The organism is Cupriavidus sp. 09_S30, assembly GCF_056930435.1.
Map to the genome: position 1 here is coordinate 4,280,230 of NZ_JBXOWI010000001.1, position 15,282 is coordinate 4,295,511.

Consider the following 15,282-nt stretch of genomic DNA (forward strand, 5'->3'; position numbering starts at 1 on the left):
CTTGCAATAAATATAAGAGCACTTATATTATATTCGTGCTCGAACATATTTCGGCCAGCCCGGCCGGAAGCGATTCCTGCCCATCCGACCTCAGGAGAATCCAGATGTCGCAATCACATGCCCGCCTCGAGTATCAGGCGTTCAGCCAGACCGCGCCCGCCGTCCAAGCCGCGCTTACCGCGCTAAGCAAGGCGGTTGACGACGCCGGCCTGGAGAAGTCGCTGACCGAACTGGTCAAGCTGAGGGTCTCGCAGATCAATGGCTGCGCGTTCTGCCTGCAGTACCACCTGAACCTCATCCGCAAACTCGATCTGGACCCGCGCAAGCTCGACTTGCTCGCCGCCTGGCGCGATGCCGGCGTCTACAGCGCGCGCGAACAGGCAGCGCTGGCCTGGGCGGAGGCGCTCACGCGCATCGCGACACATGAAGTCGATGACGCCGCCTACGCCCAGGCCAGCCGGGAATTCGCGCCGCCGGAACTGGCTCACCTGAGCGCAGCCATCGCCAATATCAATGCCTGGAACCGCATCGCCGTCGGTTTCCGCTTCACGCCGCCGCCCGCCGCGCCCAGGAGCGCAGCATGAGCGCCGCCGCCCTGCCGGCGGCAGCCGCACCGGACGCGGGCGAGATCCGCTACGTGGACGACGAGGCCGGCGTGCGCGCCTGTTTTCCGCTGATGCAGCAGTTGCGGCCCCATCTGGAATCGGCCGACGAACTGGTGGCGCGCTGGCGCCGCCAATGCGCGGCGGGCTACCGGCTGATGGCGCTGTGGCAGCACGGCCGGCCGCTGGCGCTGGCCGGCTTCCGGCTGCAGGACAACCTTGTGCACGGCGTGCATTTCTATGTGGACGACCTGGTCACCGACGCCGCGCTGCGCAGCGGCGGGTACGGGCAGCGCCTGATGGCGCGCCTGAAGGAAGAAGGCAGGGCACTGGGCTGCCAGCGCCTCGTGCTCGACACGCCGCTCACGAATGTGCTCGGCCACCGCTTCTACTACCGCAACGGCCTGCTCGCCTCGGCGCTGCGCTTCTACGCGGCGCTCGCATGAACGCCACCATGGACGAGCCGACGGCAGCCGAGAGCCGCTGCATCCTCCATATCGAGGTCAGCAGCCGCGGCGCGGCGTCGCACAGCCGCCGTGCCGGCCGCCGCGTGCTGGCACGGCTGCAGCATGCTCTGGGCCCGCTGCGCGTGCTGGAGTGCGACCTGGGCAGCGCCCCGCCGCCGCACCCCGATGCGGCCATGGTCGAGGCCAGCCTGATGCCGGCGGCACTACGCGGCCCGGTCCAGCACGCGGCGCTTGCCGCTTCCGAGCACTGGATCGCGCAACTGGAGTCGGCCAGCCTGGTGTTGCTGAGCACGCCTGTGCATAACTTCACCGTGCCCTCGGCGCTGAAGGCCTGGATCGACCACGTGGTGCGGCCGGGGCGGACCTTCCGAACTACCGCCGCCGGCAAGGTCGGCCTGCTGGCCGACCGCCCCGTGCTGGTGGTGGCCGCCTGCGGCGGCGCCTTCCACGCCGGCCCCGGCAGCCAGGTCGATTTCTTCACGCCCTACCTGCGCGCGGTGTTCGGCTGCATCGGCCTGCGCCAGGTGGAAGTGCTGCGGCTGGAGAACATGACGCGCGGCCAGGGGTACATCGACGCGGCGCTGGCCGCGCTCGACGACTGGGCGACAGGCATGGCGCGTCAGCTGGCCCGCGCCGCCTGACGGGCAGGGGCCCGCCCACCGCGGCATGGCGCCCTCAACTCTCGGCCGGCGCCACGCTGCTGCCGGCCCCGAGCGGGCGCTGCATTAGCAGCGTGTCGATCCACTGCCCATGCTTGAAGCCGACGGCCTCCAGCCGGCCGATCACGCGGAAGCCGAGTTTTTCGTGCAGCGCGATCGAGCCCGCGCCCTCGCCGCTGGCGGTGCTGGCCACCACGGCCACCATCTGGCGCCAGGGGCCCGTCTCACAGCGCGCCAGCAGTTCGCACAACAGCGCCCGCCCCAGCCCCTCGCCGGCATGGCGGTGGTCGATGTAGACGGAATCCTCGATGGTGAATCGATAGGCGCTGCGCGTGCGGTACGCCGAGGCGTAGGCATAGCCCAGCACTTCGCCGTCGCGCTCCGCCACCAGGTAAGGCAAGCCCTGGCGCAGCACCTCTGCGTGCCGGCGCTGCATCTCTTCCAGCGTCGGCGGCTCCTCCTCGAAGGAAGCCCGGCCGTGGCGCACGTGGTGGGCATAGATGGCCTGGATGGCGGGCAGGTCGCCCGCCGCGGTGGCGCGGATGTGTAAAGGGGGCCGGTGCGCGGCGGGTGCCGGCGCGAGTTCGGGCAGCGGGGCGTTCATGGTCAGTCCAGGGTGGCGGCAGGAGCAGGGGCCGGCGCGGGGCCGGCCGGCGCGCGACACGTCGCCGCAAGGGGCGGGCGTCGGGCGCCATGACGCAACATTAGCCGAGGGGCGTGCTATAAGGGAAGCTTTGGTAGCTTATGTCTTGCATTAGCAAAACTTTGCCATGCGCCCCCTCAATCCCGACCACCTGCGCAGCTTCGCCCTGGTCTGCGAGCTAGGCGGCTTCTCGGCCGCGGCAGACCGCCTCGGCCTGAGCCAGCCGGCCGTCAGCCTGCAGGTGAGGCAGCTCGAACAGCGCTACGGCCTGCGCCTGCTGGAGCGCGTGGGCCGGCGCGCGCGGCCCACGGCGGCGGGCCAGGAACTGCTGCAGCACGCTCACACGGTGGCCGCCGCACTGGCCGCCACCGAGGCCGGCATGGCCCGCCATGGCGCCGATGTGATCGGCCGGGTACGGTTGGGCACCGGCGCCACCGCCTGCATCTACCTGCTGCCGGCGGTGCTGCGCGAACTGCGCCGCCGCTTGCCGGCGCTGGAGATCGTGGTCAGCACCAGCAGTACAGCCGAGGCCTTGAAGGCGGTCGAAGCCAATGCGCTGGACCTGGCCCTGGTCACGCTGCCGGCGGCAGGACGCATGTTCGAAGTGATCCCGGTGCTGGAGGACCCCTTCGTCGCCATCGGCCCGGCCGACGGCGACCCGCTGCCGCCTGCCGTGACGCCGGGCGACCTGGCTGGCCGGCCTCTGGTGCTGTTCTCGCCAAGCGGCAATACGCGCAGCCTGGTCGACGGCTGGCTCGCGCACGCGGGCGTGGACGTGCACCCGGTCATGGAACTGGACAGCGTCGAGGCGATCAAGGAACTGGTGGGCGCCGGCCTGGGCTATTCGGTGCTGCCTTCGATGGCGCTGCCGCACGACCGGCGCGGCGCCGGCATCTCAGTGCGCCCGCTGGCACCGGCGCTCGGCCGCACCCTGGCCATCGTGCTGCGCCGCGACAAGCCGCTGCAGGCGGGGCTGCGCGCCACGGTGGAAGCGCTGATGCGGCTGGGACGCCACGGCGCGCCGTAGCCGGGCGATGGCCGGTGATACGCACCAGCGCGGTGCCTGCCGGCTCCGCACTTGTATATAGTGCCGGTATTCGCATCCAGAGGACTTTGCCATGATCACGATCTACCACAACCCGCGTTGCTCCAAGTCGCGCGAGACGCTTGCCCTGGTCGAAGCAGCGGCCGGCCGGCTCGGCGAGCCCGTGGAAGTGGTCGAATACCTGAAGACGCCGCCCACGCTGGGCACGCTCAAGCAGCTCCATGCCATGCTGGGCGTACCGGTGCGGCAGATGGTGCGGGACAACGAGGCCATCTACCAGGAGCTGGGCCTGGACGATACCGGCCTGACCGACGCCGAGGTGCTGGCGGCGGTGGCCGACCACCCCATCCTGCTGCAGCGGCCGGTGGTGGTGCGCAAGGGCCGCGCCGCCATCGGCCGGCCGCCCGAGAACGTGGCGCCGCTGCTGGGCTGAGCCCAACCCGCCGCAACCCACGTTTCGGGACGCTGAAATGAGGCCGGCCCCCACGCATGGGGGCCGGCCCGGTCAGACAGACGGAGTTGCTTCAGGTGGGTCGTCTAATTGACACCCAGCCAGTGCAAAGCCTCCTGACCGAAAGCTATCCCCGCGAAGGCCACCAGCAACACCAGCAGGGTCATGGAGGCGACATAAAGCGTGGCCTTGGCGACTTCCACGTCGTCATCCGCCGAGTGCTGCAGATGGGGAGCGGCATGGGGGTGCCGTGGCCAGTGCAGGCGGCCTGTCAATTGCCTGAGATGCAGGTCGGGATGGAAACGCATGGTGGACACCTCCTCCGCTCGCCACGCGCGCAACAGGGCGGGACGGGCCATGTCCTTACCGCGCGATACGTCCCGCCGGCGGTGGCCGGCGCATCCATGGTCCGTTCACCTATCAATATAGGCGGGCCGTGGCGGGTTGCGAGGGCGCGCGATGCCGGTACGCGTGCTGGCCCACCAAGCGCCTGGCTAGCCGGCGCCCGCAGCGGGCGGAATGGCCTGCGCGCCGCCTGCGTCACTCCCATCGCCTTGCGACACGGCGGCCAGCGCGGCCTCCCGCTGGCGCAGCGCCGTCAGCATATTGCAGAACAGGGCACCCTGCTCCAGGGCATCGTCCAGTGCCACGTGCGTGTGGGGCAGCGGATCCTTCCATTCGGCCGGCAGTGCCGGCTTGACCGTGCGGCGGTAGGGCAGGCCGGTCAGCGCGAAGCCCAGCGTCTTGATGTCGAGCGCGGCCCAGCCGAAAGGCGAGCGGCCGGCAAAGCGCATCATGTACCAGAACATCCAGGTGAAGTCGAAGCCGGCAGGAAAAGCCACGAAGACCGGCTTGCCGGGCAGGTTCTCGACCCACTCGACATAACGCGGCATCGCGTCTTCCGGCGCCTGCAGGTCGCGCCGGCAGGCCGCCCAGGCTTCGGGCTGGGTCTCCCACCAGCGCATCTGTACCGGATGGCCGCTGGCGCCGGGCAGGGTGTGCAGGTTGGCCGAGAAGGTGCCCACCACGGTCTTGTCGGCCAGCATCGCCGCCGAGGCGAAGGAGAGCATCGAATGCGGGCCCGGAATCGGGCCGTCGGCCTCGATGTCGGTGCTGATGTAGATCTCGGGCCGCCGGTCGGGGGGCTGGTTCTTGGCCATGGGTTTGTGCGCCTGGGCGCAGGGCTCAGGCGGGGTCGATCAGGTGGTCGGCAACGAAGGGATTGTTCTTGCGCTCCTCGCCGAAGGTGGAGACCGGCCCGTGACCGGGCACGAAAGTCACATCGTTGCCCAGCGGCCAGAGCCGCGTGCGGATCGAGCGGACCAGGTCGGCGTGGTTGCCGCGCGGGAAGTCGGTGCGGCCGATGGAGCCGGCGAACAGCACATCGCCGACGATGGCCAGCCGGTTCTGGCGCGAGAAGAACACCACGTGGCCAGGTGTATGGCCGGGGCAGTGGTAGACCTCCAGCGTCTCACTGCCGAACTGCACCGTGTCGCCGTCTTCCAGCCAGCGGTCCGGCTCGAAGGCCTCGGGATGGCCGAAGCCGAAGCGGCGCGTCTGCTCGGGCAGCTGCTCGATCCAGAAACGCTCCTCATGCTGCGGGCCTTCGATCGGGATGCCCAGCTCACGCGACAGCAGGGCGGCGCCGGCGCAGTGGTCCACGTGGCCATGCGTGAGGAAGATCTTCTCGAGCGTCGCCCCTTGCTCCTTGACCGCCGCGAGGATGCGGTCGAGGTCGCCGCCGGGGTCGCAGACCGCAGCGCGGCCGGTGCTCTCATCGATCAGCAGCGAGCAGTTTTGCTGGAAGGGCGTAACCGGAATCAGCAGGACTTTCATGGCGGGGATCAGGGTGGCCGGGCGCGCGTCGGCGACCGATGCAATAGTGGCCGCATTGTAGCCTCCGGCCCCGATCCCCGCCTGGAATTGCCCCTTTTAGTGACTTATGAGGCATGTCAAGACAAAGAGGGCGATTCCCCGGGATCCCGCGCCAGCTGGTGGATAGCCGGGAATTTGGTGCGGATCAAGACAATTCGTAACAAAATCGGCGCAATAGCAACATTCGCATGATGCTAGACTCCGACCGATGAGCCAGCTGCTCCGACTCCCCTCCAATCTGCAACGCCTTGCCCGCTATGGCGCGCACGGCGTCTTCGCCCTCGCGCTGAGTGCTTGCGCGCTGCCACCCACCGCAGGGCCGGGCGACACCGCCGGGCCGCAGCCGATCGGCACGCCCCAGGCCAAGAGCGGCAAGGCCGCGCACGCGCCGACCGGTCTGTCCTCGCGCACGCCGTCAGCCGGGGGCGAGCGCGGCAATGGCTGGAACCTGTTCTCCTGGGGCGGCGGCGAGCCCGGCACGGGCACCGAGGGCGGCCTGGGCCGCCAGGGCTCGCTCGACGGCCTGCGCGCAGACCTCGGTACCTTCGAAGAGCGCGGCGCCGCGTCCTGGTACGGCAGGGGACTGCATGGCCGGCGCACCGCCAACGGCGAACGCTTCGACATGCGCGCCATGACCGCGGCCCACCCCTCGCTGCCGCTGGACAGCTGGGTGCTGGTGCGCAACCTGCGCAACGACAAGGTGGCCGTGCTGCGCATCAACGACCGCGGCCCCTACCACGGCAACCGCATCCTGGACGTCTCCTATGCCGCCGCCAAGCGGCTCGGCTTCGTCGACCATGGCGCCACCCAGGTGGAGATCCGCCGGCTCTCGCGCACCGAAGTGGCGGCGCTGGGCCCGCAGGCCGGCCAGGACAACAGCGTGTCCGACGAGGCGGGCGGCGATGCGGATGACGCCGACGCCGATACCACCGCCAAGCCGAACCGCTCGCGCACGGTACACAAGGCGCACAAGCACGCGGTAAGGCACAAGGCCCGCTGAGGCCGCGCAGACGCCGGTGGCCATGCCCGTGACCGCCAGCGCCTCAACCACTGCAGCGGCGCGCCCGGCACGGCTTGCCGGTACCTGCTGCCATCGCTTTTCTGCCCCCGCCCGACATCCCTGCCGCTGTCCTGACTTCCGATCAGCTGCATTCCGACCCGCTGCCGGTCCGGCACCGGCCGGCCCGCCATCGTGCCGCGCGCCCTGGCGGCCGCTAGCCTTCGCCGTCGCCCTCGCCGCGCCGTGCCAGTGCGAGCCGGTACAGTGCATCGGTGTCGGCGCCGGTGATGGCGGCGGCCAGCTTGGCCGCGCGCTTGGCCGGCAGCTCCGCCAGCAGCAGGGCCAGCACCCGCTGCGCCTGGGCATCCGGCTTGCCGTCGCTTTCGGCCGCGGCGGCGCCTTCGACCACCAGCACGAACTCGCCCTTGGCGCGCGCCGGGTCGGCGGCCAGCCAGGCCGGCCCTTCGGCCACCGTCAGCACCGGCGTTTCCTCGAACAGCTTGGTCAGCTCGCGCCCGATCAGCAGGCGCCGCGTGCCGGGCAGGCCGTCGGCCAGCGCCGCCAGTGTCTCGGCGATGCGATGCGGTGCCTCGTACAACACCCATGCATGGTCCAGCCCGGCCAGCCCGCCGATGGCCTCGGCCCGCGCACGGGCCTTGGCCGGGAGGAAGCCGACGAAGGTGAAGCGGCCTGCGCCGGTGTCGAGCAGGCCGCCGGCGACCGACAGGGCGGCCACCGCGGCGCTCGGCCCGGGCAGCGGCACCACCGCGTGGCCGGCCGCGCGCGCGGCCTCGACCAGCCGCGCGCCCGGATCGGAAATGCCGGGTGTGCCGGCGTCGGAAACGTAGGCGATGCGCTCGCCGGCCGCCAGCCGCGCGACGATGCGCACGGCTGCCTCGCGCTCGTTGTGCTCGTGCACGGCGACCAGCGGGCGCTGCAGTCCCAGCCGGGCGAGCAGTTGCCCGGTGTTGCGCGTGTCTTCGCAGGCAATCGCATCGACCAGGCCAAGCACATGCAGCGCGCGCAGCGACAGGTCCGCGACATTGCCGATCGGTGTGGCCACCACGTACAGCGTGCCCGCGGGATAGGACTGGCCTGCCGCCAGTGAGATCCAGTCACTCATAGCTTGGGAACTTCCATTGAATCGCTCATTCAATACCATCGCACAGACACGCGGCGCGCAGGCCGAGGCACGCGCGCTGGCGCATCTGCAGCGGCACGGTCTCGTGCTCGCCGAGCGCAATTATCGCTGCAAAGGGGGCGAGATCGATCTGGTGATGCTAGCGGAGGACGGCAGCCTGGTCTTCGTCGAGGTACGCCAGCGCAGCAGCTGCGCCTTCGGCGGCGCGGCGGCCAGCGTCACCCCTGCCAAGCAGCGCCGGATCCTGCTGGCCGCCAGCCACTACCTTGCCGCGCTGGAGCGCGTGCCCGGCTGCCGCTTCGATGTGGTCGCCATCGACGGCGCCAGGATGGAATGGCTGCAGGGCGCCTTCGGGCTGGAGGGGTTGTCGGGCGAGGAATGAGGCCGTGGTGCCGCCGTGGTGCGTACGCCGCTGCGTCATAATGCATATTGCCGCGCGATGCGCGGCGGCCCGTGCGCGGGCGCAGTCAGAACAAGCAAAGCAGGCGGAGCATGCCGGTCGGAACCCCATGAGCCATGAGCATTGACAGCATTCACCAGCAATTCCTGGACAGCGCGGACATCAAGCGCCGCGCTGCGGCCGAGATGGCCCCGCATATCGAAGCCGCGATCGAGCGGATCGTGGGCGCGCTGACCAGCGGCAACAAGATCCTCGCCTGCGGCAACGGCGGCTCGGCCGCCGACGCCCAGCACTTCGCCGCCGAACTGGTCGGCCGCTTCGAGCGCGAACGCCCCGGGCTGGCCGCGCTGGCACTGACCACCGACAGCTCGATTCTCACGGCGGTCAGCAACGATTACGATTTCAGCGTGGTCTTCTCCAAGCAGGTCGAGGCGCTGGGCCAGCCCGGCGACATCCTGCTGGCGATCTCCACCTCGGGCAACTCGCTCAATGTGATCCGCGCCATCCAGGCGGCGCGCCAGCGCGACATGTCCGTGATCGCGCTGACCGGCAAGGGCGGCGGCGAGATCGCCGGCCTGCTCGATGAGTTCGATGTGCACCTGTGCGTGCCGAGCGAACGCACCGCCCGCATCCAGGAAGTGCACCTGCTTACCCTGCACTGCCTCTGCGAGGGCATCGACGACGCGCTGCTCGGCGAAGGCTGACCGCCCAGGACACCGGATCCACATCACCGATCGACATCACCGATTCGCATCACAGCAATTGCAAGGAACGCATGACGACGACGAACCCGCTCCAACCGCAAGACACCCCGGCCGCCCGGCAGGCCGCGCGCCACGCCGTTCGCGCCGCCGGACTGCCGCGCCTGGCGCGCACCCTGGTCACCGCGGCGGCGCTGGCCGCCGCCACCACCCAGCTCACCGGCTGTTTTCCCGTGATGGCAGGGGCCATGGCGGGCGGCGTCCTCATGGCGACCGACCGGCGCCCCACCGCCACGCAGACGGTCGACCGCGGCCTGCAGATCGAGGCCGAAAGCACCATCAACTCGCGCTTCGGCGATCGCGCCCGCGTCAGCGTGACGGTCTTCAACCGCAAGGTGCTGCTGACCGGCGAAGCGCAGAACAACGATGTCAAGCAGCAGATCGAGCAGTACGTGCGCGGCCTGTCCAACACGCGCGAGGTGATCAACGAGATCGAGGTCGTCTCCTCGCCGTCCTTCATGACGCGAAGCGAAGACACCTACATCACCAGCAAGGTCAAGACCCAGCTGATGACGGCCGAGGGGGTGCCCTCGAACTCGATCAAGGTGGTCACGGAGAAGGGCGTGGTCTACCTGATGGGCATCGTCACCAATAGCGAAGGCGACCGAGCCACCGATGTGGCACGCAACGTCGGCGGCGTGACCAAGGTCGTCAAGACCTTCGACTACGTCAACGATGCCGAGCGCAACCGCCTCGACAAGGCGGCCAGCTCGCAGAACCCGGCGCCGGTCGAGACGCCCGAGGAGGGCGTGCGCAATGGCGTGGGCGCTGCACCCGCAACGGCCGCGCCGGCGTCCAGCGCGCCGGCCGAAGTCACCACCAGCCCGATCGACAGCCCGGCCGCCTCGCCGGTACCGCTGCCGCCTGGCCGCAACCTGCCCTGATCCTCGGCGCCGCGACGCTGCGTCGCGTTCGGCGGGCCGGTAGCGCGGAGGCATCCGCAGGCACCCGGCCCGGCGCAATGTGCTAGGGTAGGCACGCCTTTGCACCGGTGTGCCGGCCCTTGCGCCGTGCGCCCGCCCCACGGAGCGACATCATGAGCAAGTCCCCGCTGCCGGCCGCGCCGGCCCTGGCGCTGCTGGCCACGATCGTGCTGCCCGCCGCCGCAGCGGACCTCGGCACGACCCTGCAGGCGCGCGACTGGGCCGCGGCCTGTGCCAATTGCCACGGCTACGGTGGCCGGCCCCCGGCCGGCAGCCCGATCCCCGCGCTGGCCGGCCGCCCAGCCGCGCAGCTGATCGCGCAGATGGCCGACTTCAAGTCGGACCGGCGCGATGGCACCGTGATGCCACAGATCGCCAAGGGCTACAGCGAGGCGCAGGTCGCCGCCATCGCCGCCTGGTTCGCCGCATCGCGCGGGCAAGGGGACTGATATGCAGCGACGCCGTTTCCTGGGCATGGCTGCTGCCCTTGCCGCGGGACTGCCAGCCGGCGTGCGCGCGCAGACGTCGGCGCGCGCCAGGGGCGCCAAGGTCGTAGTTGTCGGCGCGGGCTATGGCGGCGCCACCGCTGCGCGCTACCTGCGCGCCTGGAGCGGGAATGCCGTCGACGTGACGCTGGTCGAGCCCGATGCCAGCTTCGTCTCCTGCCCCTTGTCCAACCTGGTGATCGGTGGCGCCCGCACCATGGCCGACATCACCCTGCCGTATGACGCACTGGCCGCGCGCCACGGCGTGCGCCTGGTGCGCGACCGCGCCACTGCTATCGACGCGCAGCGGCGGCAGGTGCGGCTGGCCGGCGGCGCGGTGCTTCCCTACGACCGGCTGGTGCTGTCGCCCGGTGTCGACTTCCTCTCCAGCGAGATCCCCGGCCTGGCGCAAGCGGGCGGCGAGCACATCCTGCACGCCTGGAAGGCAGGGCCGCAGACCGCGGCCCTGCGCGCGCAGCTGGAGGCGATGCGCGACGGCGGCACCTTCATCATCTCGATCCCCCTCGCTCCCTACCGCTGCCCGCCCGGGCCGTATGAGCGGGCCTGCCTGGTCGCGCACTACCTGAAACGGCACAAGCCGCGCAGCAAGGTGCTGATCCTCGACGCCAATCCCGACGTGACCTCCAAGGGCGAGCTGTTCAAGCGCGTCTGGGCCACGCAATACGCCGGCATGATCGAATACCGGCCGCAGTACAACGCCGTCGACGTCGACGCGGCCACGCGTACGCTCAAGTTCGATGTGCAGGACGATGAGCGCGCTGACGTGCTCAACCTCCTGCCGCCGCAGCGCGCTGGCGCCATCGCGGTGTCGGCCGGCCTGGCCACCGCCAACGGACGCTGGTGCGAGGTGGACTTCCTCAGCTTCGAGTCGCGCGTGGCACCCGGCATCCACGTGCTCGGCGATGCCATCCAGATCGCGCCCCTGATGCCGAAATCCGGCCACATGGCCAACCAGCACGGCAAGACCGCGGCGGCCGCCATCGTGGCAATGCTCTCGGGCCACGCGCCCAATCCCGAGCCGCTCTACAACAACACCTGCTACAGCTTCACCAGCGACACCGAGGCCATGCATATCGCCAGCGTCCATCGCTACGACGCCGCGCAGCAGACCATGGTGACCGTGCCCGGCGCGGGCGGCCTGTCAGCCGCACCCAACGCGCAGGAAGGCAACTACGCGCTGGGGTGGGCGCGGGGCATCTGGAACGAGATGCTGGGCTAGCGGCCCGCTGCCGCGATTCCGCGCTTCCGGCCCGCATGCCGGCTTGTCTGTGCTGTCGCGCAGCAGGGGGTAAACGATATATGCGCATAAACGCATATACGAATATATTAGACGCCATGGAAGAACTGGACCGCGTATTCGAGAAGGTGTCGGGCTACTTCAGCCTGCTGGCGGAGCCGACCCGGCTCAAGATCCTCCACGCCCTGTGCGATGGCGAAAAGCCGGTCGGCACCGTGGTGGAGACGGTCGGCTCCTCGCAGACCAATGTGTCGCGGCACCTGAACGCGATGTACCGCGCCGGCGTGCTGGCGCGGCGCAAGGAGGCCAACCTGGTCTTCTATGCGATTGCCGACGAAAGCGTGATCGCGCTTTGCCGCACCGTGTGCGTGCAGGTCGCGAGCCAGCTCGAAGAGGAGGCGCTGCCGCTGAAGGCGGTGGACAGCTTCATGCCGCAGGCGCCCGCGCGCAAACGCGGGCAGCGCTGAGAGCTGCCGGAACTTCCGGCAGGCAAGGGGCCGCGGCAGCAGGCAAGAATTCAGCAAGACGCAGCAAGAAAAAGCAGGGCAGGCAGAGCAGCAAAGTCACAGGCCGGTTCGCACAGGCAGGGGCAGCGACGCCCTCCGGCAACCCGGCACCGTCCACAGAAGACAAGGCGCGCCGCCAGCCGAGCGCGCCACTGGAGACCGCCGTGCCGGATCGCGACAGGCCCGGGCGCGTCGTGCGCGCGCCCGAAGGTTTCATCAGCGCATCTCTGCAGCAAGATATCTCGCGTCATGGCCTCGACGGCCCGCGGCGCGCCTTCCTGCGCAAGACTTTCGCCAGCGCGGCAGCGGCCGTGGCAGCCACGGGCCTGGCCCGCGGCGCGCGTGCTGCGGCCGCCACGCCTGCGGACCAGGGCGATCCCGCCATCCTCGAACCCCAGCCATGGGCCACCACGCTCGGGCAGCCCGTCGCGGCGCGGCCCTATGGCCAGCCGTCGGTGCACGAGCAGAACCTGGTGCGGCGCGAATCGCCCGGCCTGACGCGCGTGGCGGCAGCCTCGGTGGCCTTCTCGCCGCTGCAGGGCTTGTTCGGCATCATCACGCCAAACGGCCTGCACTTCGAGCGCCACCACCAGGGCTGGCAGGACATCGATCCGGCCCGCCACCGCCTGATGGTCAACGGCCTGGTGCGCGAAGCGCGCGTCTACACCATGGACGACCTGATGCGCCTGCCGGCGGTGTCGCGCATCCACTTCATCGAGTGCGGCGCCAACACGGGCATGGAGTGGGGCAACGTCGCCGTGCCCACCGTGCAGTACACCCACGGCATGCTTTCCTGCTGCGAATTCACCGGCGTACCGCTCAAGGTGCTGCTCGACGACGCCGGCGCCGACTTCCGGCGCGGCCGCTACCTGCTGGCTGAGGGCGGCGATGGCTCGTCGATGACGCGCACCATCCCGATGGAACTGGCCGACGAGATCATCGTCGCCTGGGCCATGAACGGCGAGATGCTGCGGCCGGAGAACGGCTATCCGCTGCGCCTGGTGGTGCCCGGCGTGCAGGGCGTGTCCTGGGTCAAGTGGCTGCGCCGGCTCAAGCTGGGCGACCAGCCCTGGAACACCAAGGACGAGACGGTGCACTACGTCGACATGATGCCCGACGGCACGCAGCGCCAGTACACCTCGATCCAGGAATGCAAGTCCGTGATCACCACGCCGTCGGGCGGCCAGCAGCTGGTGGGGCGGGGCTTCTACAACATCAGTGGGCTGGCGTGGTCGGGACGCGGGAGAGTCAAGCGCGTCGACGTCTCCACCGACGGCGGCCGCAACTGGCGCACCGCACGCCTGGAGACGCCGGTGCTGTCCAAATGCCTGACCCGCTTCAACCTGGACTGGGTCTGGGACGGCGGGCCCGCCATCCTGCAAAGCCGCGCCATCGACGAAACCGGCTATGTGCAGCCGAAGATGGCGCAGCTGCGCGCCGTGCGCGGCACGCGCTCCATCTACCACAACAACGCCATCCAGAGCTGGCAGGTGGCGTCAGGCGGCGAGGTCTCCAATGTCCACGTGGATTGATCGCAGCCGGCTGCTGGCAGCCTCCTTTGCGGCAGCGCTGGCGCTGGGCCTGCCGGCCGGCCCGGCATACAGCGCGGCCGACGGCAGCACCGCGGCAGCGCGCGTGTCGCTGGGCCGCGCGGCGACGCCCGCGGAGGTCAAGGCCTGGGACATCGACGTGCGCCCAGACTTCCAGGGCCTGCCGCGCGGCAGCGGCAGCGTGGCCCAGGGGCAGGCGATCTGGGACGGCAAATGCGCTTCCTGCCACGGCGACTTCGGCGAGTCGAATGAAGTCTTCTCGCCGCTGGTCGGCGGCACCACCGCGGACGACATCCGCCGCGGCCGCGTGGCAGCACTGACGGGCAACCAGCCTTACCGCACCACGCTGATGAAGGTCAGCACAGTCAGCACGCTGTGGGACTATATCCGCCGCGCGATGCCGTGGAATGCACCCAAGAGCCTGTCGACCGACGATGTCTATGCCGTCACCGCCTACCTGCTGAACCTGGGCGAGATCGTGCCGGCCGACTTCGTGCTGTCCGACGCCAACATCGCCGAGGTCCAGCAGCGCATGCCCAACCGCAACGGCATGAGCACGGCGCACGGCATGTGGCCGGGGCGAGGCCAACCCGATACGCACAATACGGCGTGCATGCGCGACTGCGCGCCCAGCGTGAAGGTGGTGTCATCGATGCCGGAATACGCGCGCGACGCACATGGCGACCTGGCGCGCCAGCAGCGAGAATTCGGCCCCACGCGCGGCGTCGGGTCCGGTGCGCCGCGGGCCGCCTCGGCGCCGGCCGCCGCGCAGGCCGTGGCGGGCGCCGCCTTGGCCAGCCGCTACCAGTGCGTGGCCTGCCATGCCGCCGAGCGCAAGCTGGTCGGGCCCTCGTTCGCGGACATCGCGCACAAGTATCGTGGCCAGGATGCGGGTGCCGTGCTTGCGCAGAAGATCAGGGCGGGTGGGCAGGGCACCTGGGGCAGCGTGCCGATGCCGCCGCAGGCACAGGTACCCGATTCCGAGACTGCAGACCTTGGTCGGGTGGATTCTTGAGGCAAAATAGCGCACTGGCCGCTGCCCCCACGCCCCCAGCGCGGCGGCCGGTGCCGCCGCGCCGCAAGGGGCAAGGTATGACAGCGCGGCCCCACGCGCCGTTTCGACGGTCATTAGAAAATCTCGGAGCACAAAGAGAATGAAGCAGTTTGTCATCGCAACGCTGATGCTGGCCGCCGCCGCATCGGCCCACGCAGTCGATGCCGCAAAGGCGCAGGAAATCGCCAACAAGAACGCCTGCATGGGCTGCCACCAGGTGGACAAGAAGCTGGTCGGCCCCGCCTACAAGGATGTGGCCGCCAAGTACAAGGGCGACAAGAACGCCGAAGCGACCCTGATGAAGAAGGTCAAGTCCGGCGGTTCCGGCGTGTGGGGCCCGATCCCGATGCCGGCCAACGCCGGCCTCAGCGATGCTGACCTGAAGACCGTGGTGGAATGGGTGCTGGCCGGCGCACCGGCCAAGTAAGGCAGCAGCAGTAGCAGACGCCGGACAAGTGGCAA

Annotated in this window: 19 protein-coding genes and 1 pseudogene; 15 read left to right on the forward strand and 5 right to left on the reverse strand. The window is 69.9% G+C overall.

The window, feature by feature from the left end:
* The first annotated feature begins 104 nt into the window (after positions 1 to 104).
* Genes AC1Z3O_RS19865 through AC1Z3O_RS19875 form a run of 3 tightly spaced genes read left to right on the forward strand, consistent with a single transcriptional unit; the run spans position 105 to position 1,710 of the window.
* Positions 105 to 584 carry a carboxymuconolactone decarboxylase family protein gene (locus AC1Z3O_RS19865; protein WP_483517407.1) on the forward strand — a complete coding sequence of 160 codons (480 nt, stop codon included), beginning with the start codon at positions 105 to 107 and terminating at the stop codon, positions 582 to 584.
* Positions 581 to 1,048, forward strand: a complete 468-nt coding sequence (locus AC1Z3O_RS19870; protein WP_483517408.1) for a GNAT family N-acetyltransferase — start codon at positions 581 to 583, stop codon at positions 1,046 to 1,048. The genes AC1Z3O_RS19865 and AC1Z3O_RS19870 overlap by 4 nt, the downstream gene beginning before the upstream one ends.
* Entirely contained in the window at positions 1,045 to 1,710 is a 666-nt protein-coding gene (locus tag AC1Z3O_RS19875; protein ID WP_483517409.1) for an FMN-dependent NADH-azoreductase, read from the forward strand. The genes AC1Z3O_RS19870 and AC1Z3O_RS19875 overlap by 4 nt, the downstream gene beginning before the upstream one ends.
* A gap of 34 nt (positions 1,711 to 1,744) precedes the next feature.
* On the opposite strand, the gene AC1Z3O_RS19880 is transcribed toward AC1Z3O_RS19875, so the two are convergent.
* Complete coding sequence (locus AC1Z3O_RS19880; protein ID WP_483517410.1) at positions 1,745 to 2,332, reverse strand: N-acetyltransferase family protein; 588 nt, start codon at positions 2,330 to 2,332, stop codon at positions 1,745 to 1,747.
* Positions 2,333 to 2,498: 166 nt separating this feature from the next.
* On the opposite strand from AC1Z3O_RS19880, the gene AC1Z3O_RS19885 reads away from it, so the two are divergent.
* Together AC1Z3O_RS19885 and arsC are read left to right on the forward strand one after the other, a co-directional pair.
* Positions 2,499 to 3,398, forward strand: a complete 900-nt coding sequence (locus tag AC1Z3O_RS19885; RefSeq protein WP_483517411.1) for a LysR family transcriptional regulator — start codon at positions 2,499 to 2,501, stop codon at positions 3,396 to 3,398.
* Positions 3,399 to 3,489: 91 nt separating this feature from the next.
* Positions 3,490 to 3,849 (forward strand): arsenate reductase (glutaredoxin), encoded by a 360-nt coding sequence (gene arsC / locus AC1Z3O_RS19890; RefSeq protein WP_483517412.1) that lies wholly within the window; start codon positions 3,490 to 3,492, stop codon positions 3,847 to 3,849.
* A gap of 104 nt (positions 3,850 to 3,953) precedes the next feature.
* Here the strand turns inward: arsC and AC1Z3O_RS19895 are convergent, their stop codons facing one another.
* The 3 genes from AC1Z3O_RS19895 to AC1Z3O_RS19905 all read right to left on the reverse strand — a co-directional run bounded on the left by AC1Z3O_RS19895 (position 3,954) and on the right by AC1Z3O_RS19905 (position 5,703).
* Positions 3,954 to 4,175: a hypothetical protein gene (locus AC1Z3O_RS19895; protein ID WP_483517413.1), complete on the reverse strand. Its 222-nt coding sequence runs from the start codon at positions 4,173 to 4,175 to the stop codon at positions 3,954 to 3,956.
* Between the two features lie 186 nt (positions 4,176 to 4,361).
* Complete coding sequence (locus AC1Z3O_RS19900) at positions 4,362 to 5,027, reverse strand: 3'-5' exonuclease family protein (RefSeq protein ID WP_483517414.1); 666 nt, start codon at positions 5,025 to 5,027, stop codon at positions 4,362 to 4,364.
* 25 nt (positions 5,028 to 5,052) lie between these two features.
* A complete protein-coding gene (locus AC1Z3O_RS19905; RefSeq protein WP_483517415.1) occupies positions 5,053 to 5,703 on the reverse strand; it encodes an MBL fold metallo-hydrolase in 651 nt (216 codons plus the stop codon).
* Between the two features lie 247 nt (positions 5,704 to 5,950).
* Here AC1Z3O_RS19905 and AC1Z3O_RS19910 point away from each other — a divergent pair, with 247 nt between their 5' ends.
* Positions 5,951 to 6,742: a septal ring lytic transglycosylase RlpA family protein gene (locus tag AC1Z3O_RS19910; RefSeq protein WP_483517416.1), complete on the forward strand. Its 792-nt coding sequence runs from the start codon at positions 5,951 to 5,953 to the stop codon at positions 6,740 to 6,742.
* 214 nt (positions 6,743 to 6,956) lie between these two features.
* Here the strand turns inward: AC1Z3O_RS19910 and rsmI are convergent, their stop codons facing one another.
* Positions 6,957 to 7,865, reverse strand: a complete 909-nt coding sequence (gene rsmI / locus AC1Z3O_RS19915) for a 16S rRNA (cytidine(1402)-2'-O)-methyltransferase (protein WP_483517417.1) — start codon at positions 7,863 to 7,865, stop codon at positions 6,957 to 6,959.
* A 16-nt stretch (positions 7,866 to 7,881) separates the two neighbouring features.
* Between rsmI and AC1Z3O_RS19920 the strand changes: the two genes are divergently transcribed.
* From AC1Z3O_RS19920 to AC1Z3O_RS19960, 9 genes and pseudogenes are all read left to right on the forward strand, one after another.
* Positions 7,882 to 8,265 (forward strand): YraN family protein, encoded by a 384-nt coding sequence (locus AC1Z3O_RS19920; RefSeq protein ID WP_483517418.1) that lies wholly within the window; start codon positions 7,882 to 7,884, stop codon positions 8,263 to 8,265.
* Between the two features lie 134 nt (positions 8,266 to 8,399).
* The gene (locus AC1Z3O_RS19925; RefSeq protein ID WP_483517419.1) at positions 8,400 to 8,987 is read left to right on the forward strand and encodes a phosphoheptose isomerase; all 588 of its coding nucleotides are present in this window, start codon (positions 8,400 to 8,402) and stop codon (positions 8,985 to 8,987) included.
* A 71-nt stretch (positions 8,988 to 9,058) separates the two neighbouring features.
* The gene (locus tag AC1Z3O_RS19930; RefSeq protein WP_483517420.1) at positions 9,059 to 9,928 is read left to right on the forward strand and encodes a BON domain-containing protein; all 870 of its coding nucleotides are present in this window, start codon (positions 9,059 to 9,061) and stop codon (positions 9,926 to 9,928) included.
* 152 nt (positions 9,929 to 10,080) lie between these two features.
* On the forward strand, positions 10,081 to 10,416 hold the full coding sequence (locus AC1Z3O_RS19935; RefSeq protein ID WP_483517421.1) for a c-type cytochrome: 336 nt from the start codon (positions 10,081 to 10,083) through the stop codon (positions 10,414 to 10,416).
* Between the two features lies 1 nt (position 10,417).
* Positions 10,418 to 11,692 (forward strand): FCSD flavin-binding domain-containing protein, encoded by a 1,275-nt coding sequence (locus AC1Z3O_RS19940; protein ID WP_483517422.1) that lies wholly within the window; start codon positions 10,418 to 10,420, stop codon positions 11,690 to 11,692.
* A gap of 80 nt (positions 11,693 to 11,772) precedes the next feature.
* A complete protein-coding gene (locus AC1Z3O_RS19945) occupies positions 11,773 to 12,177 on the forward strand; it encodes an ArsR/SmtB family transcription factor (protein ID WP_483517423.1) in 405 nt (134 codons plus the stop codon).
* Positions 12,178 to 12,380: 203 nt separating this feature from the next.
* Positions 12,381 to 13,748 (forward strand): sulfite dehydrogenase, encoded by a 1,368-nt coding sequence (gene soxC / locus AC1Z3O_RS19950; RefSeq protein ID WP_483517424.1) that lies wholly within the window; start codon positions 12,381 to 12,383, stop codon positions 13,746 to 13,748.
* Positions 13,732 to 14,791: pseudogene (locus AC1Z3O_RS19955) on the forward strand (c-type cytochrome). The gene soxC and the pseudogene AC1Z3O_RS19955 overlap by 17 nt, the downstream one beginning before the upstream one ends.
* A gap of 129 nt (positions 14,792 to 14,920) precedes the next feature.
* The gene (locus tag AC1Z3O_RS19960) at positions 14,921 to 15,247 is read left to right on the forward strand and encodes a c-type cytochrome (protein WP_483517425.1); all 327 of its coding nucleotides are present in this window, start codon (positions 14,921 to 14,923) and stop codon (positions 15,245 to 15,247) included.
* Positions 15,248 to 15,282: the final 35 nt, after the last annotated feature.